Origin of the sequence: Hohaiivirga grylli, from assembly GCF_039655745.1 — a bacterium.
Classification (GTDB): Bacteria; Pseudomonadota; Alphaproteobacteria; order Rhizobiales; family Beijerinckiaceae; genus Hohaiivirga; species Hohaiivirga grylli.
The window spans coordinates 74619-98007 of sequence record NZ_JBBYXI010000003.1 but is presented as its reverse complement, the minus strand read 5'-3'; the positions used below and the strand labels follow the sequence as shown (position 1 = coordinate 98007).

The window sequence follows — 23389 nt, the reverse complement described above, 5'->3', positions numbered from 1 at the left end:
CGCAAAACGCGGGCCTTTCATTAAGTCACCAAAGTGTCTTACGGCTGCGGCTGAGGTTCCATATCCTCGTCCTTATCATCATCCGTCTTGGCTGGCTTACCCCAGCCACCGGTAGACGGCACAGCCGATCCACGTGGTGTATTTGTCGGCTCATTATCCCGGACAGGAGGATTGCCCTTGATCAGCTCTTTGATTTCATCACCACTCAAGGTCTCGTACTCAAGAAGGCCCTTAGCCAGAGTTTCAAGATCTTTCTTCTTCTTGGTGAGAATTGTACGGGCTTCCTGTAAACCTTCATCAACAAGTCTGCGAACCTCAGCATCAATAGTTTGTGCTGTTGCCTCAGAAATATTCTGCTGACGTCCAACAGACATTCCTAAGAAGACTTCATCCTGATTCTCACCATAAGCAACTGTACCAAGCTCCTTAGAGAAGCCCCAGCGGGTGACCATCATCCGTGCAAGACGTGTGGCCATCTGAATATCAGCCTGAGCACCGGATGTGACTTTATTTTCACCGAAAGTCATTTCCTCCGCAATACGCCCACCCATCAATATGGCTAGACGCGAAGTCATCTGCTCAAAGCTCATGGAAATTTGGTCGCGTTCTGGAAGCTGCATGACCATACCAAGCGCCCGCCCACGCGGGATGATCGTTGCTTTATGAACCGGATCTGTCGCAACCACATTCAGAGCAACAATTGCATGCCCTGCTTCATGGTAAGCTGTATTTCTTTTCTCCTCATCGGTCATAACCAATGTACGGCGTTCGGCTCCCATAAGGACCTTGTCCTTGGCATCTTCAAACTCAAGCTTGGTTACAATCCGCTTACCACGGCGTGCAGCCAAAAGAGCAGCCTCGTTAACAAGGTTCATCAGATCAGCACCAGAGAAGCCCGGCGTACCGCGTGCAACAACCTTCAAGTCAACATCAGGAGCCAGCGGAACCTTGCGAACGTGAACCTTGAGAATACGTTCACGACCAATCACATCAGGATTGGGAACTGTAATCTGACGGTCAAAACGGCCTGGACGCAAGAGAGCAGGATCAAGAACATCCGGGCGGTTTGTGGCCGCAATGATGATCACACCTTCATTCGCCTCGAAGCCATCCATCTCGACAAGCAGCTGGTTCAAAGTCTGTTCGCGTTCGTCATTACCACCACCAAGACCTGCGCCACGGTGACGTCCGACAGCATCAATTTCGTCGATGAAGATAATGCATGGTGCATTCTTTTTGGCCTGCTCAAACATGTCACGGACACGCGAAGCACCAACACCAACAAACATTTCAACGAAATCAGAACCGGAAATCGTAAAGAACGGAACATTTGCTTCACCCGCAACAGCACGGGCGATCAATGTCTTACCAGTACCGGGAGGGCCAACAAGCAGAACACCACGCGGAATACGACCTCCAAGACGCTGGAACTTACCCGGTTCACGAAGGAACTCGACAATCTCCTGCAAATCTTCTTTTGCTTCATCAACACCGGCAACATCATCAAATGTTACCCGGCCCTGCGCTTCAGTAAGCAGCTTGGCCTTGGATTTACCAAAGCCCATTGCCCGGCCAGCACCCCCCTGCATCTGACGGGACATAAAGACCCAGACACCAATAATCAGCAGAACTGGAAGCATGTTGAACAACAGGGCAAGGAACCAGTTGGTATTACCTTCTGTAGGCGGGTTAGCCTTGATGGTCACACCCTTCTCTTCAAGCCGTGAGACCAGATTTGGATCATTCGGCGCATAAGTTGAGAAGCCACGGTTTCCATCACGGTACTTACCGGTAATCTGCTGGCCGACAATTTCGACCTCAGCTATTTTTCCGGCTGCTGCATCTGTCAGCAACTGGCTGTAAGGAATTGACCCTTCAGCAGAACGTTGCCCCTGCCCCTGAAAGGCAGAAACGAGGGCTAAAACAAGAAGGCCAATAACCACCCACAGGGCGAAATTACGCAAATTCGGGTTCATCTGTTGTTCGTCGTTCCCTGTACTTGGGGTAGAAAGCTTTCTGCAACAGCACAATATTGCAGAAAACATGTTGTCTGTTTTATGTCGTCTTCACCCTGAGCTGAACATCCGAGAAACCGTATATTCAGAAAGGCCCCACAAGGGTCGTAAAGATACATCATATACATTTAGGTGTTGTAACCATTCTTGCCAAGGGTGAAAGCCCCAACTGCGATGATTTGACGATCACGGTTAATGAGATTCCGCCCCCCTTCCCCGTTGCCGGACGGGTTCTTTTGCCAAGGTTAAAACACTATTTTTTTTCAGAAAAAGCATTACTCCTCCAAGGGTTCTGCGTTCGGCCAGGTTATTTTCCAGAGCAGATAAAAGGGCAGCAATATATCCCTCAACACGCTGCAGCCTCAGATGATCTTTTTTTCCTGAAACCTGTAAAATTGCCTGAACAAGCACCCTGAGAATAATTTCTTCAGGCTCCTGCCTTAACTTATTGAAGTCAAGCTCCAGATTATCTTCCGTTTTTTTAGATACCAGAGCCCTTTCAAAAGCCTCTGTAGCCTTCTGATCAAGAGCATTCTCTGCCCTTTCAATTCGTTCAGAAAGCACCATAAGTTTCTGTGCTGTCAGCCCTTCATCAGCCAGAACTGGGAGCAACTTGCGCCAACGCACACGCGTGTAATGGTCATTAACGTTGGAGGGGTCATTAATGAAAGGAATATCCCACTTCTCACATGTCGCAATAAGCCGTTGTTTAGAGATGTGGAGCAGTGGTCTGATATGCTTCACACCTTCCAGATCACGAACAATACGCATAGCCTGCAAGCCCGACAGGCCAGAACCGCGGGCCATCCGCATCATGAACGTCTCTGCCTGATCATCAAGCGTATGTGCAGTAAGTAAAAAATCTGCCCTTAAGTCATGACATAGCTTCAACAGTAATCCATAGCGCGCATCCCGCGCCATTTCCTGAATACCTGTTTCGGGCTTCTCACCTGTCCAGGTCAGCAAATGGAATGGCAGACCCAATTTATGGGAGATATCTTTAACCATCTCGGCTTCCTGCCGGGACTCTTCACGCAATCCGTGATCGACAGTTGCAATATGTATCTTGAGATCAGGGGCATATAGCTCATGGAAACGCGCAACGGCTGCCATTAACGCCATAGAATCCGGCCCACCAGAGACAGCAACCACAACGTGTTTTTTATTACCAATATGCCTGAAAATATCCTTCAGCTCATCATCCTGTAATGCAATGATTGGAGCGCCTGCCTCTGTATCTGTCATTCTACGCCTCAAGGACAGTTCGCACGTTTTTGCTCACGTACGACTTCATCCCTATAGGATGCGGAGGCTTTCGGATATTTACGAAGCGCTTCACTGAAAATAGCACAGGCCCTGTCCGCTGCTCCAATATTCACCAGAGATGATCCAAGCTTTAACAAAGCAGCTGGCGCTTTGCTTGAATTGGCATGCAATTTTGAGATTGCAAGAAACTGTTCACCGGCCTCCCGTGCACGATCCGTCAGGAGATATGTCTCACCAAGCCAGTACATCGCGTCGGGCACCCGTTCATCGCGCGGGTGTGACTGCAAGAACTGACGAAAGCCCATTTCAGCATCCTGATAATTGGTCTGCGTAAAGGCTGTGTAAGCCGCATCATAATCTGCTTTTGGATCTCCAGAGCCTGTTGCGGCGACACTCGGACCAACAGGGGCAGCAGGCTTGGTTGCATTTTCGGCACCCGGCCCGGCTGGCGTTTCTGGCGGTGTCTTTACCGGCTCTGAAACAGCGCCGCTTGGCATCTGGTAAGATGGCTTGTCCGCTTTAATTTCCTGCTCTGACAGAGGCCGTGAAGGCTCTGTTGTTCCAAGAGCCCGTGGTGCGCCGGGCGCATCAGGCTGAGAAGCCGGATCAAAAACATCACCCATACGGCGCTGAGAAGTAACGGGAACCCGCTCAAGAACAGGCTGCTCATTCACCCGAGCAGTAGCCGAATTGGTTTGTGCAGCAGTATTATTTCCGACGGGTGCTGCTGGAGCTGGAGCGCCACCGACACCTGCAGGCTGAGCACCTAAGGCACGCAACTGATCTTTCAGCTGCTGATTTTCATGCTGAAGCATCTCAATCTGCCCGGTCATCTGACGGACCTGTTGTTCCATCTCGCTCATGCGGACAACAATATCAGACTGATCTTCCTGCGCTTTGGCAGGAGCGCAGGCCAGAGCCAACAAAATAAAGAAAGCTGGTAAAATGCGATAAAACATTGTCAATTGATCCGCTCTATTCGTAGAAATATATAATGCTGGCAAAGCTGAACGCAAGCTGACCAAGAAGAACTGATAAGCCTTAAACAGGCATTTTCAAATAAAAAACCGGCGCACACGGCGCCGGCTTATCTCATCAGGAAGGCAACGTGGCTTATGAGCCAGCGCTACCATCAAGAACTGTGACCGAACGGCGATTCTGTGACCAGCAGGAAATGTCGTTACAGACTGCAACAGGACGTTCCTTACCATAAGCAATCACACGCATACGCGAAGAATTGATACCACGGGATGTCAGATAGTCACGAACAACCTGTGCACGACGGGCGCTGAGTGAGTAGTTGTACTCACGTGTGCCGCGTTCGTCCGCATGACCTTCAACAACAAAGGTATATTTCGGATACTGCTGCAGCCACTGAACCTGCTTGTCCAGAGTTGCTGTAGCCGTAGGTGTCAGGGATGTGGAATCTGTTTCAAAGAAAACACGGTCGCCAACATTGACGACAAATTCCTGCGAACTACCCGGAGCGGCGTAACCACCTGCCCCGAAACCACCGTTAGCGCCATCGGCACCATCTTTGGAACAGGCAGCAAGGGTCATCGCAACAACAATGGCGGCTGCCAGTTTTACGGGGCGCGATGTTAACATTCTCATGAACTCCTTCAACACGAAGATATTTGTTACCTACTCATACCCTTAGATGGTTAACCAGTCGTTTCATAAACGGTTCCGGATGCTTAAACCTTAGTCTTCAGGTCGAATAATTTATTCAAATCACGGTTATGGTTAATCGTTGGTAAATGCGGCGGAAAAGCGCCATTCTGAAGTGTAATCTGTGATCCTGTTTTATATTGTGACGCTGTTGCAGAAAGAGCACATTTTTCCAAGCAATAAAAAAGCCGATCAAAGGATCGGCTTTCTCAGGATTAATCAGCGACCATTGCCACTCAGCAGCGGTGACCATGTTGGGTCGGATGCTGACGTTGGTGTTGGCAATGGCATTTCTACGCGGCCTGTAACGTCGACCATGTAGAGACGACCACCACCCTGACCACCCGGGTCACGGAAGAAGATGATATACTGACCGTTTGGTGCCCATGTCGGACCTTCACTGTGGAAGCTCTCTGTCAGGATACGTTCTCCGGAACCATCAGGCTTCATCACACCAATCGCGAAACCGCCAGAACGCTGTTTTGTAAATGCAATATAATCACCACGTGGAGACCATGCCGGCTGAGAGTAAGAGCCTTCACCAAACGAAATACGCTTCTGGCCGGAACCATCCGTATTCATGATGTAAATCTGCTGACGACCACCACGGTCACTCTCGAAAACAATATTGCGCCCATCAGGTGAGAAAGATGGCGATGTATCAATAGCCGCGGTAGAGGTCAGGCGCGTTGTTGTACGCGAACCAAGATCCATCATATAGATATTGGCATTACCACCCTGCTGCAGGCTCATAACGATGCGTTGCCCATCTGGTGAGAAGCGCGGACTTGCCGTCATGTCCGGGAAGTTGCCAACAACCTGACGAGCACCCGTCTCAAGATTAATCAACTGCACACGGCCCTGCTCACCATGCTTCTGGGCCATAAAGGTGATGTCCTGTGAGGTTGGCGAATAACGCGGCGTCACAATCGTAGCTTCACCCTGCGTAATATAGCGAACGTTTGCACCATCCTGATCCATCACAGCCAACTGTTTGCGACGGTTTTCCTTTGGCCCGGTTTCCGCAACATAGGCAACGCGGGTATCAAAGAACGGACCAACACCAGTAATCTTGGTATAGACGGCATCAGAAATGATATGCCCGATACGGCGCCAGTAGCTAGGGTCTGTAAAGTACTGCTGACCTGTAATCTGCTGACCTGTAAAAGCATCATAGAGACGGAACTCGGCTTTCAAACGGCCAGAACCATCACGCGAAACGCGCCCGGTCAGAATAGCTTTAACGCCAGTATCGTTCCAGACACCTGCTTTTGGTGGAACCTCAAACGAAGGGCGCTCAGGGAAACGGCTCTTATCGACAACGATAAAATAGCCAGAACGCGTCAGGTTATTGGTAATCACACCTGCTACCTGACGTCCAAGTTCGCCATCGCCAGAAAAGTCAGCAATCGCAATTGGCGTCGGCTGAATGTTACCTTGAGTAACATCAACATCTAACTGAGCAGATGCAGGGATACTCCCCATGGCCATCGCCAATCCCAGTCCGAGAGCAGCTAATGCTGTCAGAAGCGAAGATTCTTTCAACGGCTTTTTGGTACTGATAATAGCAACCATATCTATTAACTCATCACATTTCTGAAGGATTAAACCTAATATTCAGCTCTTTCCAAGTAGTGCTATAATAAGGAGCAAACTGAGCAGGAATCTGTAGTGGTGTGCATTGCTGAACTGCACGAATAGCACTCTCCGCAGCTAAAGATACTAAAGCTGGATTACCACCTTCAGAACCAGTCATCTGTGGCAGACCAATAAGAGCACCGTCCGGTTGGACATAAAACCGGATTTTAACAACAGGTTTGACAATAACGGATTGCACAGCAACTGGTACATTCCAGCATTTTTTTAGCTGTGTCATGATAATACCAACTAATTGCTGCTGCATGCTTGGACTTAACTTCGCAGCACTACCTGTCGCGGTCCCAAGCGATGAAGTCCTGTTCACCTCACGGCCAGAAGAACCTGTCGATCTTGAAGCTTCTTTCGAGTTCAGAGCAGAGGATGCATCGTCAAACAGTTTTGCCATTTCGGCATCACGCTTGGCTTTCGCCTGCTTTTCAGCTTTTTCCTTATCGGCTTTTGCCTTGGCCTCAGCCTTCAGCTGAGCCTCTTTGGCAGCCTTCGCTTCCGCTAATTTCTTGGCAGCCTCTTCAGCCCTTTTCTTTTCAGCCAGCTTACGCTCTTTTTCCTGCTTGGCTTTCGCTTCAGCCTTAGCCTTTTCCTCAGCCTTCTTTTTCTGCTCAGCAATCTCAGCTTCCTGCTGCTGCTTCAGCAAAGCCTCAGCATCAGCCTGAGACTGTTTGTCTGGCTCTTTTTCCGGAGGAGGTGGTGGCGGCGGTGGAGGTGGCGGCGGAGGCTCACTTTTCACGGGCTCCGGCTTATCATCAACCTCCATATCCTCTGTACGCTTGGACGTAGATAAGAGGTCACTTTTATCTTCGCTGTTATCTTTCTTCTCAACGACATCAGACTGGCGAACAGCAACTTCCTTCGGGTTTTCCTGAACTTTATCAGCCGTCAGTTCACCACGTGTAATTGTCCCGAGCATATCCTCAGAAATCACATCAATCGGAACAGCCTCTACGGCATCAGGGAAGCTGGCAGCAGGCATGCCGAAAAGCAGTATCGCAAGCGCTGATACATGCAGCACTCCCGATACAATAATTCCCGGCTCTGTCTTCTTAAAGTTCAACACGAAGATACCTGCTTTTATTCCTGTTTACTGCTCGGTTGCGGTTACAAGGCCAACCTTGGAGTAACCACCACCTGTCACTTTAGCCATAATCTGGGCAACACGGCCGTAATCAAGTTTCTTGTCTGCCCGAATAAAGATGCGTTCTTCAAAGCCGTTCTTGGAAGACTGAGCCAGTTTGTCGAGCAGGGTTTCATCCTGAATTTCATCATCACCGACGAAAATCTTGCCGCCTTCCTTGAGGCTGACAACCAGAGGCTTAGCATCCGCATTTAGCGGCGTTGTCCCACCTTTTGGCAGATCAACCGGCACACCTGATGTCAGCAATGGTGCTGACACCATGAAGATGATGAGCAGCACCAGCATCACGTCGATAAATGGTGTCATATTGATTTCGTTGATGGCACCACCACCCCGACGACCTCGACGGCTGCGGCGACCTCCTCCAACTGAACCAAAATTAACAGACATACCCGTTCTCCCGCCTTAGGCAGCCAGTGCAATGCGCTCGTCAATCTGGCGAGACAGAATGGCAGAAAATTCATCAGCAAAAGCTTCAAGGCGTGACTGCAACTTGGAAACCTCAGCCTGCAGTTTGTTGTAAGCCAGAACAGCCGGAATAGCGGCAAACAGACCAATAGCTGTTGCAAACAGCGCTTCAGCAATACCGGGCGCAACAACAGCCAGACTGCTGTTCTTGGAGGCAGCAATCGAGGTAAAGGCTGTCATAATACCCCAGACCGTACCAAACAGACCGATGTATGGGCCTGCTGAACCGATTGAGGCAAGAAACAGAAGACGACCTTCAAGACGCTCAACTTCACGCTGGATCGTTACATCGAGAACTTTATCAATACGCTGCCCAAGGCTCTGAACCGAACGGCCGGAACCTTCAAAAGAGCGCTTCCACTCATTCATGGCTGCAACAAACAGTGAAGCCAGACCTGTCGTCGGGCGCCCCTGCAAATTGCGATAGAGATCTTCCAGAGACTGACCAGACCAGAAAATTTCTTCAAAACGATCCATTGCCGTTTTTGTACGGCGGAACAGAAGCGTCTTGTCGATAATGATCGCCCAGCACCAGATCGAAGCACCTAAAAGCCCCATCATGACGAGCTTGACAACAAAGTGTGCTGACCAGAACAATCCCCAAAGGGTAATGTCATGAACTGCTTGTGTAGCCGTCTGGGCAATATCGGCTGGAGGCATTTGTTTTAATCCTTAAACATACGTACCGGATTGGCTGCAATCTTGCTGGCTGACCGGAAAAATTCTTTATGCTAGCTCGTTCGTCCCTAAATCTGTCGAAAATAAGGGCAAACGAAATGAATCATCCTGAGTCGTTAACTCTAAATGCCCTTTTGCCATCATTATGGTTAAAGCTTGGTTAGAAATTATCGGTTGAGAGACAATTAGTAGAAATAAAAATTACGGCGCTCATGAGGAGCGCCGTAGCAATGGAAACATTTAATTAGCTCAAAAGCTTACATCTTAACCCCAAGGCCCACGTCTACGGGTGTTCGGCTGCCCTGATGGTGGCGGTGTATAGTTTGAGCGGGTAGCAGTTCCGCTTAATCCCATCTGCCTTGCCTGCTCAGTCAGGGCTGCAATACGGTTTTCTGTTGCCGGGTGGGTGGAAAACAGATTATCCACCCCGTGACCGGACAACGGATTGATAATGAACAATGAGGCTGTCGCAGGATGATTCTCTGCCTCAGGATTTGGAATATGCTGTACACCGCTCGCAATCTTCTGCAATGCGGATGCCAGCGCCAGCGGATTACCTGAAATCTCACCGCCTTCCCTATCTGCTTCATATTCACGTGAACGGCTAATGGCCATCTGGATAACCATTGCGGCAAGCGGAGCTAAAATTGCAGTTGCAATCACCACAATAGGGTTTGGGCGATCATCTCCACGGCCACCGAAGAAGAAGCCGAACTGCGCAAGCGATGAAATTGCACCAGCAAGTGCGGCACTGATTGTCATCGTCAGGGTATCGTAGTGCTTCACATGCGCAAGTTCGTGGGCCATGACGCCTGCCAGCTCATCATAGGTCAGCTGCTGCATAATACCTGTTGTTGCGGCAACAGCTGCATTTTCAGGGTTACGTCCTGTCGCAAAAGCATTCGGCTGCGGGTTATCGATAATATACACTTTTGGCATTGGCAGCCCGGCACGCATGGCAAGCTGCTTGACCATGTTATAAAATTCAGGTGCCTCGTGCTCGTTTACCTCACGTGCCGAATAAGCACGCAAAACCATTTTATCGGCATTCCAGTAGGTAAACAGATTCATGATAACCGCCAACCCAAGCGCAATTATCATGCCACCCTTCCCGCCAAGCAAAAACCCTGCCGCCCCGAAAAGCGCCGTCATTCCTGCCAAAAGAATTGCGGTTTTGGTGTATTTCATCAAATAACTCCAATCTTATTCAAGGACTTCGTCACCCCTCTTATGTAGGAATGCATCCGTATGAATTACAACAAGATGAAGTAGAAATTATGGTAACGGGCTGATCGATCAAGCACCAACCAGCTTTTTGCCCATCAGAATATCACGCAGATGATCTGGTATGCGGGCAGGACGATCACCAGCAATAGCCGCAACGCGTACCTCACCTGTCACAAGAACCTCATCTCCACGCCTGATCTTCTGATCGATAATCAGTGATGCACCACGAACTTCACGTGTATGGGTTTCAACATGCAAGAGATCGTCCATCACTGCCGGCTTGAAATATTCAATCGTCATACGACGAACAGCGAAGAAAATGCCTTTTCCATCCGCATGCAGCTCTGACTGACCGACACCTGCAAGACGAAGAGAATCTGTACGACCGCGCTCCATGAAGCGCAGATAATTGGCGTGATACACAATGCCTGAGAAGTCCGTATCCTCATAGTAGACACGAATAGGAAGAATATGGACATCATCGCGGAAATATCCCGCCAAACCGGCGCCTGGATCTTTCACATCACTCATCATCGCCCCCAGGGAAAAGTCCGAATTGTGTGGCACTTGGCGGGGGCTCTTTCAGGCCCAGATGCCGATAGGCATGCGGGGTCAGAATGCGTCCGCGTGGTGTTCTCTGCACAAATCCAAGCTGGATCAGATATGGTTCAATAATTTCTTCAATTGCATCGCGGGGCTCTGATAAAGCCGCAGCAATTGTCTCAATACCAACAGGGCCACCACCAAAAGACATGGCAATTGTATCAAGATACTTGCGGTCCATCAGATCAAGCCCAATAGGGTCGACATCAAGCAGGCGCAAAGCACCATCTGCCAGCGAGCGGGAAACTTCACGCGCGCCCTCGACAATCGAGAAGTCACGAACACGTCGCAACAGACGACCGGCAATACGCGGTGTCCCACGTGAACGGCGGGCAATTTCTTCTGCCCCCTCTTCACTCATGTTAACGCCAAGAACACGTGCGCCACGCTTCACGATCAGCAACAGCTCTTCAATCGTATAGAACTCAAGGCGGATTGGAATACCAAAACGATCACGTAATGGCGTTGTCAGCAGACCGGCACGGGTCGTAGCGCCAACCAGCGTAAACTTTGGCAGATCAATTTTAACCGAACGCGCGGCTGGGCCTTCACCAATGATCAGATCTAGCTGGTAATCTTCCATTGCCGGATAGAGTATCTCTTCAACAGCTGGGTTGAGACGATGTATTTCGTCGATGAAGAGAACATCCCGCTCTTCCAGATTGGTCAGCTGGGCAGCCAGATCACCGGCTTTTGCAATGACTGGGCCGGATGTTGAGCGGAAGTTGACGCCAAGCTCACGGGCAACAATTTGCGCCAGTGTTGTTTTACCTAACCCCGGAGGGCCAACAAACAGAACGTGATCAAGTGCATCGCCACGCGCCTTTGCCGCATCAATAAAGATTTGCAGATTGGCCCGGGCCTGTTTCTGACCAATAAATTCATTCAGAATGAGAGGGCGGATAGAAGTATCCGTATCATCCTCACGCTGCTCCGGGGTTAAAAGGCGATTATTCTCTGCCACGTTTTCCGTCTCAAATCTCATTTACAAACAGCTGTCGATTCGACAGATGATTGTCATGTATAGCGCATATCACAAATGGGTACATATCATGAACGATGCATTTCCTGTAAGCGCTTTTTCTGTTGTCCCTCAGAATTGAAGTTTGATGGCTCCAGCCATGCTTCATAAATATGCTTCAATTCAGGCCATTCACTATCAATAATTGAGAACCAGGCCGTATCGCGGTTTTTACCTTTGACAACCAGATGCTGGCGAAACAACCCCTCATACTGGAAGCCAAACCGTAATGCGGCAGCCTTGGAGGGCTCATTCTGATTATCGCATTTCCATTCAAAACGACGATAGTCCAGTGTCTCGAAAACATACTTCATCAAGAGATAGATGGCTTCTGTCGCCTTACGGGAGCGTGACAATTTGGGGCCAAAGACTACACAGCCAACTTCGGTTGAACCATTGGCAGCATCAGTCCGCATTAATGCAAACAAGCCTTCTGGGCGCATGGTTTCGTTATTGACAATTGCGTAGAAAACAAAATTTTCCCGTTCTAAAAGAGCAGCAAACCAGTCATCAAAGTCATTACGCGTCTGCGGAAACTGGTCTGGCAGATATGTCCACAAATCAGCAGAGAGCGTTTCCTCAAAGATATCATCCGCATGTCGCGAAATACTTAAAGGCGCGAGGGTTACATAACGACCAACAAGCGTGGTAGTTTCCGGGGACTTCCTTTTTGTCCATGTTTGAAGATCACGCATTATATTCTCCCTCAAGCGGTAAGCAGAGGGTAGCCACCATCTGATAGAAGTAAAGTGGAAAGTCCCATGGCCTGCCCGGAGCTCACAACATCACGCCTCAAACTCCGGAAATGGAAAGCAGAAGACTTTGATGTCTTTGCAGCTCTCAACGCAGACCCAGAGGTGATGCGTTATTTTCCCGATACCTTAACCCGCACTGAGAGTGATGCACTTGCAAACAGAATTCAGGAGCAAATGGAGCAATCTCCATTGGGACTGTGGGCGCTGGAGCTTAAATCCAATAATCGTTTTATTGGCTTTACGGGCTTGGCTATTACCCGGTTCGAGGCCCATTTTACGCCCTGTACAGAGATTGGATGGCGTCTGACAAAAGCATATTGGGGGCATGGGTATGTTACAGAAGCGGCACAAACTGTTCTTGAATACGCTTTTACCAAACTGCACTTACCAGAAGTCGTATCTTTCACCGTATCAGAAAACCAACGCTCCCGCCGAGTGATGGAACGGTTAGGGATGCATCACAATCCTACCGAGGATTTTGACCATCCGGCATTGCCAAACGACCATCCTCTCCGTCGGCATGTTTTGTACAGGCTCAATAAAAAAGCGCAGTGACAGAACCACTGCGCTCGCCATAAAGCAAGTGATCAGCCACGCAGTTTTGCAACCGCGTCCTTTGCCAGTTTGACGATACCATCAAAATCACCGGCATCAATCATCTTTGACGGCGCAACCCATGTCCCGCCAACACATGGGACATTTGGAAGTGTGAGATAATCAGGCGCAGAATTGAGATCAATACCACCTGTCGGGCAGAAAGTCAGATGAGGAAGCGGGCCATTGATAGCCTTCAACCATGATGTTCCACCAAACACGGAAGCCGGGAAGAACTTCAAAGCTTCAAAACCCAGTTGCGCAAGTTCAAGTGCTTCTGAGGGAGTTGAGCAGCCTGGCATTACCGGAATAGCGGCCTCAGCTAGAACTTCAGCCATACGATGCGTTGTTCCCGGTGTAACAATCATCTTGGCACCAGCATCAACCACAGCCATGACCTGCTCTGCATTAATCACTGTACCAGCTGCAACAACAGCTTTTGGGACAGCCTTGGCAATCTGTCGAATGGCTTCCATGGCCGCACCGGTACGCAGGGTAATTTCAACAACCGGCAACCCGCCTTCAACCAGCGCTTCAGCAAGAGGAACGGCTTTTGAGGCATCGTTAATAGTGACAACCGGGATAACCGGTCCAAGTTTGGCATAGGAAATGATTGTCTGAACCTTAGTCTTCATATTATTCCCCGTTAAACGAACAAAAGCCTGTCCTTCTCTACTGCATATCACTCTCTTAGAAAATGGTACACCAAATCAAGACAGATGGATAAATTCTTCCTATCAATTCTAATATATCAGAACAACATCTATTACATGTGACGAAACCGCACCGGCTATCTGATGTCATCACAACACACTCAGGATAATGCAGCTCTCATATGCGGAAGATCAAGATGAATTTCAGGCCCCAGAGGAACAATACCTGTCGGATTAATAGCCCGATGGCTGGCATAATAGTGGGTCTTGATGTGCATGAAATTGACCGTATCCGCGATACCATCCTGCTGATACAGATCCCGCAGATAACCTGAAAGGTTCTCGTAATCGGCAATGCATTTTTTGTTACATTTGAAATGACCGAAATAGACAGGATCGAAACGGACCAGCGTCGTAAACAGGCGCCAATCTGCTTCTGTTACAGTATTGCCGAGCAGATAACGCTGTCGTGACAGCCGATCATCCAGCTTATCAAGCATCGCAAACAGATGGGTAAATGCCTCTTCATAGGCTGTTTGGGACGTTGCAAAACCAGCCCGATAAACGCCGTTATTGACCCGCGGGTAAATTTCATCATTCAGGAGGTCAATTTCAGCTCGCAAACCTTCCGGATAATAATCCCCCGGCAGTGCCCCAACCTTATCAAAGGCTGAATTAAACATCCGAATAATCTCTGCGGATTCATTTGAGACAATTGTCTGCTGTTTCTTATCCCACAGCACAGGAACCGTTGCCTTGCCGGTATAATGATTATCTGCCCTACGGTAGATTTCGTACAGATAATGGGCATGGTTCAGCTCATCGGGCACAACACCCGGAGCCTCTTCAAAGGTCCAGCCATTTTCAAGCATCACAGGGTTCACCACTGAAACCGTGATAAACTTATCAAGCCCTTTCAGAGCTCTGAAAATCAGTGTTCTGTGAGCCCAGGGACACGCGAGTGAAACATAGAGATGGTAACGTCCGGCCTCTGCCGAAAATCCCCCCTGACCAGTTGGCCCCGGAGCACCATCAGAGGTAATCCAGTTTCGGAATGAGCTGGCAGCACGGACAAACTGCCCCTTGTCATTGTTCGTCGCAACGGGTGTCTCAGAAACCCATTTTCCGTCAATCAGCATGCCCATGCTTACCTCTCCACTCTGTTATTCAATATGAGAGAGTTATAGCGCATACAAGCTTGCACTGGTGCAGTTTCCTGTTTGCACCAGTACAAGATAAACAGTTCTGTGAAAGTTTACTTCTTCCACTCCCGGAAATATCCGGCAAGAACCGCTTCAAGTTCCTGTCCGATAGTTGCGTAAGCCTTATCCGGCAGATTGGCCAACGACGTACGGACCGACCATGGAGGACCATCAAAGCCGCCACCATTCAGAAGCACTGTTCCATATTCCTCAGCCAGTCGGATCAGAATATCAATTGGCTCAAAGTTCTTCTTGAGATAATTCGCAAAAGCCTTGCCATGCTGCTTCTCAGCAACAATCAGGATATCCGTTTCGGTATAATAACCAGCTCGCAAATCATTCTTGATTTCTTTTGCCTCAGTAAATCCGCTCCAGAAGCTATTCAGACGATCACGAATAATCTTCTTGGTCAGGCTCTTGTAGGCATTTTTCTTGTCGCAGAGACCGAAGAGTGAAAACAGCGTCATCTGTACTTGCTGTGGCAATGACAGACCAGCGGTATGGTTCAGCGCAACACGACGGCTGTCCGCAACCATCCGATCGATGAACTTCATTTTTTCCGGTGTCAGTGTCAGCGATGAATACCGCTTGTTGAGAGCCTTTTTGTCACTTTCCGGCAAGGCAGCTATCATTTTGTCAAAGATATTATCCTGATGCACGGCAACGACACCAAGACGCCAGCCCGTTGCACCAAAATACTTTGAGTAAGAATAGACACCAATCGTATTCTGAGGCAGATCAGCCATCAGAGAGCGGAAGTTATCGACAAAGGTGCCATAAACATCGTCCGAGATAATAATAAGGTTCGGGTTTTTCTTCCGAACGATCTCAACGAGACGATCTATGGTTTTCTGCTGAACGGCAACCGATGGAGGATTACTCGGATTTGCGATAAAGAAGGCCTTAATTTTAGGGTCAGCCAGCTTATCAATTTCGCTGTCCGGGTATTGCCAGGAATGCATACCGGAATCATCCATGGCCTCCGCATCAATACGTACCAGCTTCAGCCCATACTGTTCCAGCTGTGGCATTTCGATATAAGGCGTGAAAATGGGTGTTCCAACCGCAATCTTGTCGCCCCTCTTCAACAACCGGTTAACCTGTAGGGTATCAAAGATATAGCACATAGCGGCCGTACCACCTTCGACAGCAAACAGATCATATTTGCCCTTAGGTGGTTTGCTCTGACACATTTCCTGCATGAGGTAGGCATGCGAGACAATTTCGGCGTGTTTCAGCATTCGTCCGGGGACAGGATAATTGTCACCGATAATACTGTCTGTCAGCTCATAGATAAAATCATCGGCATCAAACTTCAGTTCTGAAACACCGTAATCGATGGCCTTTTTAAGGAAGCTGGCACCATCACCGTTTTTATCGGCAAAGTACTTTTTAAATCTTTTGGCAATGCCATCCTTTTGAGGCATCCCGCCAAGATCCTGAGCTTCCCACACCCGGCGGGATTCACTCAAAGCAAATTTTCCAAGAACAAAGAATGCCTCACGCGCCGTTGTTGCGATCCAGTTTGGATTGCCGCGACCGGCATTCAGCATGGCGCCGGCACTCGCGCCAACCATTTTCTCATGCTCCTGAGCCAGATGGATAAACTTATCCTTCAGTTCAAACGGAGAAAGCTTCTCCAGTATTTTCTCCTGTTTACGCGTGATCTTTTCAGGTGCTTTCTTGGTAGCCATAGTATGCTCACTTGTTTTCAGGTTTCATCAGTTCCGGCACAGCCTGTGCAGGAAACGGGTCTCATTCATCAGGAAAGAAGAATAACGATAACCATGCCCCAGATGGTCAGAAGCGTATTTCCAACGGCATAGGTCACGGTATATCCAAGGCTCGGAATCTGGCTCTTGGCTCTTTCACAAATCATACCAAGGGCAGCTGTTGTCGTACGCGCTCCGGCACAAATCCCGAACAGAAGAGCCGGGTCAAAACGGAAGATATATCTCCCGATATACATGGACAGAAACAGCGGAACTGAGGTGACAAATACGCCCCATAGAAAGAGACTGATTCCAAGTGCTTTCAGTCCAGCGACAAAACTCGGGCCTGCAGAAATCCCAACAACCGCAATGAAGATGTTCAGGCCAACAGAGTTCATAAACCACAGGGTTGAAGACGGAATACGCCCGAATGTCGGGTGAATGGAACGCAACCAGCCAAAAACCAGACCGGAGATCAATGCACCACCCGCCGTAGATAATGTTAACGGCACACCGCCAACTTTAAACACAACGGCACCAATTAATGCGCCAATGGCAATAGCCGCACCAATAAAGGCGACATCCGCAACCGTGGAAGGCTTATCAATGTAACCTATTGTTTTTGCTGCTGCCGTAATTTCACGTGTCGTACCGACAAGCTTAAGAATGTCACCACGGTGAATGGTTGTCTGTGGCAGAACGGGAATGTTAACAGCCGTTGCCCCTCGGGTAATGGTACGCAGAAAAATACCGTGAGCGGCAGGTGTACCAGAGAGCTCTTTGAGTGTTTTGCCATCAATCTCCTTACTGGTGACATAAACATCAACGCCTTCTTCAGCGATATTCAGCAGCTCCGTATCTTCCACTTCCTGAATGATGTGGCTGATGCGGTCAACCAGAACATGCTGGCGTGCAAAGATAGCAAGAATATCACCGGGCTGAATAACAGTATCAGGCGTGGTCTCGATTATTGCGCCATCCCTGCGGATCCGCTCGACGAAAAACCGTTCTCCCGGAATGGAATGTTCAACATCAACAATTGTCCGGCCAATTTCACTGCTGAATTCCTGAACCTTATAAGCCCGTAACAGATATTGATGCCATAAAGCACCTTCATCATCCTGCCCCGAGCTCTGGGTGGCCCCACCCATCTCGGCTTCATAACGCTTACATTCTGCCTCAAGATTAATGCCCATAATCTTGGGACCAATCTGGGCCAGAATAATCGCCGAACCAATGGTGCCGAAAATATAGGTTACGGCATAAGCAACCGGAATGGCATCAAGCATCTCTTTTGTCTGATCAGCGGGCAGATTCAGACGAACAATTGCATCATTAGCCAGTCCCATGGAGGCTGAAATGGTCTGGGCACCAGCAAATAATCCGGCGGAGTAACCGAGGTCATAACCGGCTATCTTGGCAGCAACATAGGCAGCAGCAAGACATAGCACACAGACAACGGCAGAGAAAATGGCCTGAGGAATTCCGTCTTTTGCCAGCCCGCGGACGAACTGAGGGCCAACCCCGTATCCAACAGCAAAAAGAAAAATCAGAAAGAAAACTGATTTCACATTAGCTGAGATCGTCATCCCGAGCTGGCCAATCAGAATGGCACTTAGTAAGGTTGCCGTCACCGCCCCAAGACTAAAGCCACGATATGACTTGCCACCGACATAATAACCTATGGCAAGTGATAGAAAGATTGCAATTTCAGGATAAGTACGAAGTGTTTCGATAAACCATGACCACATAGTGAACCCCACAGCTCCTTGCAGATGCTGCTTGCCATATTGAATGAATGCTTGGGGCTAACGTTGAACTTGGCTTTTAGTTCAGTTTTTTATTCCACAAAAATAAAACACCGGATAATCACTTATCCGGTGTTTCAAAAAAGTCTTCACCGGCCATCAAAACTGGACACTGGAATGTGCAAGGCTCTGGGTTTCTGGATGACGGGCCATATAGGCATGAATGAATGAGCACTCAGGCAAAACCTTGAGATTTTCTTTCCTCGCTTTTTCAATACAGGCAGCTGCAAGCATTGTACCATAGCCGCGGCCACCAAATTCCTTGGGTACAAGGGTATGTGTAAAAGCGATCACATCACCTGTAATTTCATATTCGGCAACGGCAAACAGACCATCAGCCTTAATTTCCAATCGGCTTTCGTCCTGATTGTCATGAACCTTGATATCGGTTTCAGACATTGCACTCTCCTAATTAAAACGGCGAAACGGATAATATCCTGTCATCAATCTAGTGCTGTTCTGCATTTTATAGCATAGCGAACAAACCGGAATGTGCGTTTCCACAAAATAGAAATGAAATGTGCCACAACTAAAGTCGTCTAGCGGAAACCAAAGATTGGGAGCTTAAACGGATAAAATCGAGGAAAACTTCGTGACCGCAAGCCCCATATTTATCCCGGCAATTGTCTGCTCCGTAACAATCTTATTATGGGCGACAGCCAAATTACCCGAGTATCTGACGGCATTGATGTTTTTTGCCGTTGCAATGGTTCTCTCGCTTGCGCCCGCGGATATTATCTTTGCCGGCTTCCGTTCATCTGCTTTCTGGCTGATTCTGAGTGGCTTTGTGCTGGGAACAGCACTCAAGAAAGTCGGACTGGCTGATCGCGTTGCACGTCTTCTGGCCGCGCATATCAGTGGCTCATGGCCACGTATGGTTGGTGGTATTGTATTGCTCACCTACGCGCTTGCCTTTGTCATGCCATCCAATATGGGACGTATCGCTCTCCTGATGCCAATTGTTATGGCTCTGGCTGACCGAGCAGGATTGGGGGCCGGAACCTCCGGACGTCACGGTCTGGCCCTTGCTGTGGGCTTTGGCACATTCCAGCTATCCGCCAGCATCCTTCCTGCCAATGTGCCCAATATGATTATGGCAGGTGCGGCTGAGAGTGCTTATCAGGTACACTTCTCCTACCTCTCATATCTTTTCCTGCATATGCCTGTTCTCGGAATACTCAAAGGTCTGGTACTGGCAACCTGTATCTGCATTATGTTTCCAGCATCCCCTGCTCCCATCCAGGTTACTGAAGACACCAAGCCAATGAGCAGAGCCGAGAAAAGACTGGCGATTATGCTGATCATTACACTCGGTCTCTGGATGACCGATACTGTCCATGGCATTCAGCCGGCATGGGTCGGGCTTGCGGCAGCCTGCCTTTGTCTCTTGCCAAAAATCGGTTTTCTTAATGAAGAAGAATTTGCAAAGGGCATCAATATCAAAACCTGTATTTTCATTGCAGGCATTCTGGGGGTTGCAACCTATGTTGTTTACTCAGGGCTTGGGCAGGCTATCAACGATTACCTGCTTGGTTTTCTTCCTCTTGATCCGGCTTACCCATTCCGTGATTTTGCTTCACTTGCCGGTCTCACTACGATACTGAATTTTGTTGTTACGGCGAACGGTGTTCCGGCCCTTTACACACCTCTGGCACAATCACTGGCAGACAACACCGGCTTCTCATTGGTGACTGTTCTGATGATACAGGTAATCGGTTACGCAACCCCTGTCCTGCCATATCAATCTGCACCCATAGCTGTTGCTATGGGAATGGAACGTGTGCCAATGCGTGATGGAATGAAACTGTGCCTTGCCATTGCGCTGATCACTTTTCTCGTCCTGCTGCCGATTGATTATTTCTGGTTTTCTTTGCTTGGCTGGATATAGCAAAAAGCCCGGTACAAACCGGGCTTTTTTGATTTCACGTAGCTGACTTTCAGCCTTTGCGATTAACACTCAAACCAGCGAAACTCTGGCAAACAGGCATCATCTGCATTGTGTTGATGTTGACATGAGCCGGTAAGGATACAACCCAGTAAGCAGCCTCAGCGATATCATCAGGCATCAATGGATCAGTACCAGCATAAACAGCAGCAGCCTTCGCATCATCACCAAGACGAACATTCGAAAACTCTGTACCGCCCACAAGGCCGGGCTCAATATTAGTGACACGGATAGGTGTTCCGGCCAGATCAGCACGCAGGTTCAAGCTGAACTGATGTACGAAAGCCTTTGTTGCCCCGTAAACATTGGCACCGAAATAAGGCCATTCACCAGCTGTTGACCCCATGTTAATGATGTGGCCCTTACCACGCTCAACCATACCCGGAAGAATAGCGTGTGTGACTGTCACCAGAGCCTGACAATTGGTGCGGATCATCTCGTCCCAATTATCGAGACTTGCCTTCTGTGCAGGCTCAAGCCCAAGGGCAAGCCCGGCATTATTAACCAGAATGGTAATATCAGCGAAGTCTTTCGGAATAGCACGAATACCAGCCATCAGGGCTTCACGGTCATTAACGTCAGCTGCAATGCCATAAAACTTGTCTGCACCAAATTGCTTTGTCAGCTCATCAAGACGCTCACGCCGACGTCCAACGCCAACAACACGAATGCCTTCTTTTATAAACCGCTCAGCAATTGCGCGCCCAAAACCTGCTGTTGCACCTGTAATCAATGCGACCATAACCTGCTCCTAATATGTCAGCGAGAAGCTAAACCTGATTAACCCATACTACATGCTGTAGAATTTAAACAAATAATCATACGCCAGAATGATACCTGAACTGCATCACCTGCACAGTTATTCACCCCAGCGCGGTAAATTTTCCAGATCACACCCTAAGAGATCCAGCGCACGCCCAACACTATGCCGTACAATATCATCCACAGTCTGCGGACGATGATAGAAAGCCGGGACAGGTGGCATGATGATGCCTCCCATCTCAGTTACCAGCTGCATATTCCTGATATGTGCCATGCTGAGGGGTGTCTCTCGGGTCATCAATACGAGACGCCGTCTGTCTTTCAAGACAACATCCGCAGCCCTTGTCAGGAGATTATCACCAGAAGCATGGGCGACAGCAGCCAGCGTGCGCATTGAGCAGGGTGCAATCAGCATCCCCATTGTCCGGAATGACCCGCTTGCGATCGATGCTCCAAGTTCACTGACAGGATGGACAACATCTGCCAGTGCATCGACATCACTGCGTGAATATTCTGTTTCCAGCTCACGGGTTCTCTCGGCCCCTTCTGAAACAACAAGATGAACCTCAATGTCTAAAGGACGGAGCAATTGCAGCGCACATATTCCATACTGGAATCCCGTTGCACCACTGATACCGACGATAATACGTTTAGGAGCCACCATTGAGGCCTCACTGGTTATTATTATTTCTCAAGGAGCGCTGATAATCCGCTTTCTTGAACAGACGTTAGCTTGCTGAATGTGGTTATGGCAAGATGATACGTTATTGGCAAGAAACGTCATCAACTCTAGCGTTCTCTTGATAATCACCACACATCTATACTTCATAAATAACAGGCCATTTTTCGTACTGATAAGCGACGTGTATCTGCACACAGATGGTCGAACAGAACAATAATACATGAATTATGTGTTTAAAAAAATATTCACTATTTTTAAAGGTGATTTATGAAGAAACTTGTCGCGACCAGTCTCCTCGCCTCTACTTTATTATCATCTGCAGCATATGCAGGTGACTTAAATGTGAAGGTCTACAATCCCGGTGACAAAGGGATTTTCTCAGTCACCTCAACGATCCTGTATGGTGATAAAGACGCTATTCTTGTTGATGCCCAGTTTCAAAAGCAGCATGCTGAGAAGCTGGTTTCCATGATTAAGGAAACCGGAAAAGAACTGAAGGCCATCTACATTTCCCAAAGTGACCCTGATTTTTATTTTGGCCTCGATACTGTCAAAAAAGCCTTCCCGAATGCCAAAGTCTTTTCAACCGCACAGACAGCTTATCTCATCTCAGCCTCTAAAGATGATAAGCTTGCAGTCTGGAAAGATAAGCTGAAAGAAGATGCCCCTCAGGAGCTAATCGTCCCCGAAGCCATCAAAGGTAAACTGACCCTTGAAGGTGTTGATATTGATATCAAGGAAGACAAGAAAGACCCGGCCCATAGCTATCTCTGGGTTGCCCCACTGAAAACAGTTTTAGGCGGTGTTTCAGTTTCAACCGGCTCTCATCTCTGGCTTGCCGATGCGCAGAGTGAAACGGCTATCGACAACTGGATTAGCCAGATCCAGAGCATGAAGGCCCTTAACCCATCACAGGTTATTCCCTCCCATTACAAAACAGCCGACTATTCTCCAGAAGCGCTTACTTTCGTTGAGGGCTATCTCAAGAATTTCAAACAGGCCATTCAAGAAAATAAAAGCTCTCAGGATATTATCTCTTATATGACCGAGAAATATCCTGATCTACCCGGCAAAGCATCACTTGAAATGGGTGCAAAAGTTTACCGTGGAGAAATTCCTTGGGATGTCAAATCTCCTTATCCGGCCATCGGCAACACTGTGAAGGTAGACTTTGCAGGCACAAAATTTGATATCAATTTTGCCGACAACAAAACGATGTCATTCATCGGGACCGATGGTGTCTTTAAAGGCTCTGCTGACACCGTGACTTATACACCTGTTGAAGTCGCCAAGAACGTGTTCATGGTCTATTGGCACGAGCCAAAGAGTGGCTCAAACGTGACCCATGTTCAGGATTACAATAAAGGTATTGTCTATACCAATATTGCGAGAAAAGACGGAAACTTCGTCAATCTGAAAGGAACGCTGAGAGTTTCTGAATAACAGTCAGTTCAAATCGGCCGGCCCTCTTGAGCAGGCCGATTTACCCTGCTTATTACGTGATATAATTTGCAAAGCGTTTCCATTCTCAATACA

At 48.6% G+C, this 23389-nt stretch carries 22 protein-coding genes; 3 read left to right on the top strand and 19 right to left on the bottom strand.

The window, feature by feature from the left end; translation table 11 throughout:
- Window positions 1-38: 38 nt before the first annotated feature.
- The 12 genes from ftsH to WJT86_RS08570 all read right to left on the bottom strand — a co-directional run bounded on the left by ftsH (window position 39) and on the right by WJT86_RS08570 (window position 12435).
- Window positions 39-1976 carry an ATP-dependent zinc metalloprotease FtsH gene (gene ftsH, locus WJT86_RS08625; protein WP_346337161.1) on the bottom strand — a complete coding sequence of 646 codons (1938 nt, stop codon included), beginning with the start codon at window positions 1974-1976 and terminating at the stop codon, window positions 39-41.
- 231 nt (window positions 1977-2207) lie between these two features.
- On the bottom strand, window positions 2208-3260 hold the full coding sequence (tilS, locus tag WJT86_RS08620) for a tRNA lysidine(34) synthetase TilS (protein WP_346337160.1): 1053 nt from the start codon (window positions 3258-3260) through the stop codon (window positions 2208-2210).
- 8 nt (window positions 3261-3268) lie between these two features.
- Complete coding sequence (gene ybgF, locus WJT86_RS08615) at window positions 3269-4240, bottom strand: tol-pal system protein YbgF (RefSeq protein WP_346337159.1); 972 nt, start codon at window positions 4238-4240, stop codon at window positions 3269-3271.
- A gap of 154 nt (window positions 4241-4394) precedes the next feature.
- Window positions 4395-4889: a peptidoglycan-associated lipoprotein Pal gene (pal, locus tag WJT86_RS08610; RefSeq protein WP_346337158.1), complete on the bottom strand. Its 495-nt coding sequence runs from the start codon at window positions 4887-4889 to the stop codon at window positions 4395-4397.
- Between the two features lie 282 nt (window positions 4890-5171).
- A complete protein-coding gene (gene tolB / locus WJT86_RS08605) occupies window positions 5172-6527 on the bottom strand; it encodes a Tol-Pal system beta propeller repeat protein TolB (RefSeq protein ID WP_346337157.1) in 1356 nt (451 codons plus the stop codon).
- Window positions 6528-6540: 13 nt separating this feature from the next.
- Entirely contained in the window at window positions 6541-7665 is a 1125-nt protein-coding gene (gene tolA / locus WJT86_RS08600; RefSeq protein WP_346337156.1) for a cell envelope integrity protein TolA, read from the bottom strand.
- A gap of 24 nt (window positions 7666-7689) precedes the next feature.
- Window positions 7690-8133, bottom strand: coding sequence for an ExbD/TolR family protein (locus tag WJT86_RS08595; RefSeq protein ID WP_346337155.1), 444 nt, complete (start codon window positions 8131-8133; stop codon window positions 7690-7692).
- Between the two features lie 15 nt (window positions 8134-8148).
- On the bottom strand, window positions 8149-8871 hold the full coding sequence (gene tolQ, locus WJT86_RS08590; protein ID WP_346337154.1) for a protein TolQ: 723 nt from the start codon (window positions 8869-8871) through the stop codon (window positions 8149-8151).
- A 282-nt stretch (window positions 8872-9153) separates the two neighbouring features.
- The gene (gene htpX, locus WJT86_RS08585; protein WP_346337153.1) at window positions 9154-10077 is read right to left on the bottom strand and encodes a zinc metalloprotease HtpX; all 924 of its coding nucleotides are present in this window, start codon (window positions 10075-10077) and stop codon (window positions 9154-9156) included.
- Between the two features lie 108 nt (window positions 10078-10185).
- Entirely contained in the window at window positions 10186-10647 is a 462-nt protein-coding gene (ybgC, locus tag WJT86_RS08580) for a tol-pal system-associated acyl-CoA thioesterase (RefSeq protein WP_346337152.1), read from the bottom strand.
- Window positions 10640-11683: a Holliday junction branch migration DNA helicase RuvB gene (gene ruvB, locus WJT86_RS08575; protein ID WP_407066934.1), complete on the bottom strand. Its 1044-nt coding sequence runs from the start codon at window positions 11681-11683 to the stop codon at window positions 10640-10642. Before ruvB ends, ybgC begins: the two co-directional genes overlap by 8 nt.
- A gap of 86 nt (window positions 11684-11769) precedes the next feature.
- Window positions 11770-12435 (bottom strand): GNAT family N-acetyltransferase, encoded by a 666-nt coding sequence (locus WJT86_RS08570; RefSeq protein ID WP_346337150.1) that lies wholly within the window; start codon window positions 12433-12435, stop codon window positions 11770-11772.
- Window positions 12436-12501: 66 nt separating this feature from the next.
- Here WJT86_RS08570 and WJT86_RS08565 point away from each other — a divergent pair, with 66 nt between their 5' ends.
- A complete protein-coding gene (locus tag WJT86_RS08565) occupies window positions 12502-13050 on the top strand; it encodes a GNAT family N-acetyltransferase (RefSeq protein WP_346337149.1) in 549 nt (182 codons plus the stop codon).
- 32 nt (window positions 13051-13082) lie between these two features.
- Here the strand turns inward: WJT86_RS08565 and eda are convergent, their stop codons facing one another.
- The 5 genes from eda to WJT86_RS08540 all read right to left on the bottom strand — a co-directional run bounded on the left by eda (window position 13083) and on the right by WJT86_RS08540 (window position 18863).
- Complete coding sequence (gene eda / locus WJT86_RS08560; protein WP_346337148.1) at window positions 13083-13724, bottom strand: bifunctional 4-hydroxy-2-oxoglutarate aldolase/2-dehydro-3-deoxy-phosphogluconate aldolase; 642 nt, start codon at window positions 13722-13724, stop codon at window positions 13083-13085.
- Window positions 13725-13903: 179 nt separating this feature from the next.
- On the bottom strand, window positions 13904-14887 hold the full coding sequence (locus WJT86_RS08555; RefSeq protein WP_346337147.1) for a glutathione S-transferase family protein: 984 nt from the start codon (window positions 14885-14887) through the stop codon (window positions 13904-13906).
- A gap of 110 nt (window positions 14888-14997) precedes the next feature.
- Window positions 14998-16638 (bottom strand): bifunctional aspartate transaminase/aspartate 4-decarboxylase, encoded by a 1641-nt coding sequence (locus WJT86_RS08550; protein WP_346337146.1) that lies wholly within the window; start codon window positions 16636-16638, stop codon window positions 14998-15000.
- Window positions 16639-16706: 68 nt separating this feature from the next.
- A complete protein-coding gene (gene aspT, locus WJT86_RS08545) occupies window positions 16707-18407 on the bottom strand; it encodes an aspartate-alanine antiporter (protein WP_346337145.1) in 1701 nt (566 codons plus the stop codon).
- A 156-nt stretch (window positions 18408-18563) separates the two neighbouring features.
- Window positions 18564-18863, bottom strand: coding sequence for a GNAT family N-acetyltransferase (locus tag WJT86_RS08540; RefSeq protein ID WP_346337144.1), 300 nt, complete (start codon window positions 18861-18863; stop codon window positions 18564-18566).
- A gap of 193 nt (window positions 18864-19056) precedes the next feature.
- Here WJT86_RS08540 and WJT86_RS08535 point away from each other — a divergent pair, with 193 nt between their 5' ends.
- Window positions 19057-20352 carry an SLC13 family permease gene (locus WJT86_RS08535; RefSeq protein ID WP_346337143.1) on the top strand — a complete coding sequence of 432 codons (1296 nt, stop codon included), beginning with the start codon at window positions 19057-19059 and terminating at the stop codon, window positions 20350-20352.
- 49 nt (window positions 20353-20401) lie between these two features.
- Here WJT86_RS08535 and WJT86_RS08530 read toward each other — a convergent pair whose 3' ends face one another.
- Together WJT86_RS08530 and WJT86_RS08525 are read right to left on the bottom strand one after the other, a co-directional pair.
- Window positions 20402-21151 (bottom strand): SDR family NAD(P)-dependent oxidoreductase, encoded by a 750-nt coding sequence (locus tag WJT86_RS08530; RefSeq protein ID WP_346337142.1) that lies wholly within the window; start codon window positions 21149-21151, stop codon window positions 20402-20404.
- A gap of 117 nt (window positions 21152-21268) precedes the next feature.
- A complete protein-coding gene (locus WJT86_RS08525; protein ID WP_346337141.1) occupies window positions 21269-21835 on the bottom strand; it encodes a UbiX family flavin prenyltransferase in 567 nt (188 codons plus the stop codon).
- Window positions 21836-22120: 285 nt separating this feature from the next.
- Between WJT86_RS08525 and WJT86_RS08520 the strand changes: the two genes are divergently transcribed.
- On the top strand, window positions 22121-23296 hold the full coding sequence (locus WJT86_RS08520; RefSeq protein ID WP_346337140.1) for an MBL fold metallo-hydrolase: 1176 nt from the start codon (window positions 22121-22123) through the stop codon (window positions 23294-23296).
- Window positions 23297-23389: the final 93 nt, after the last annotated feature.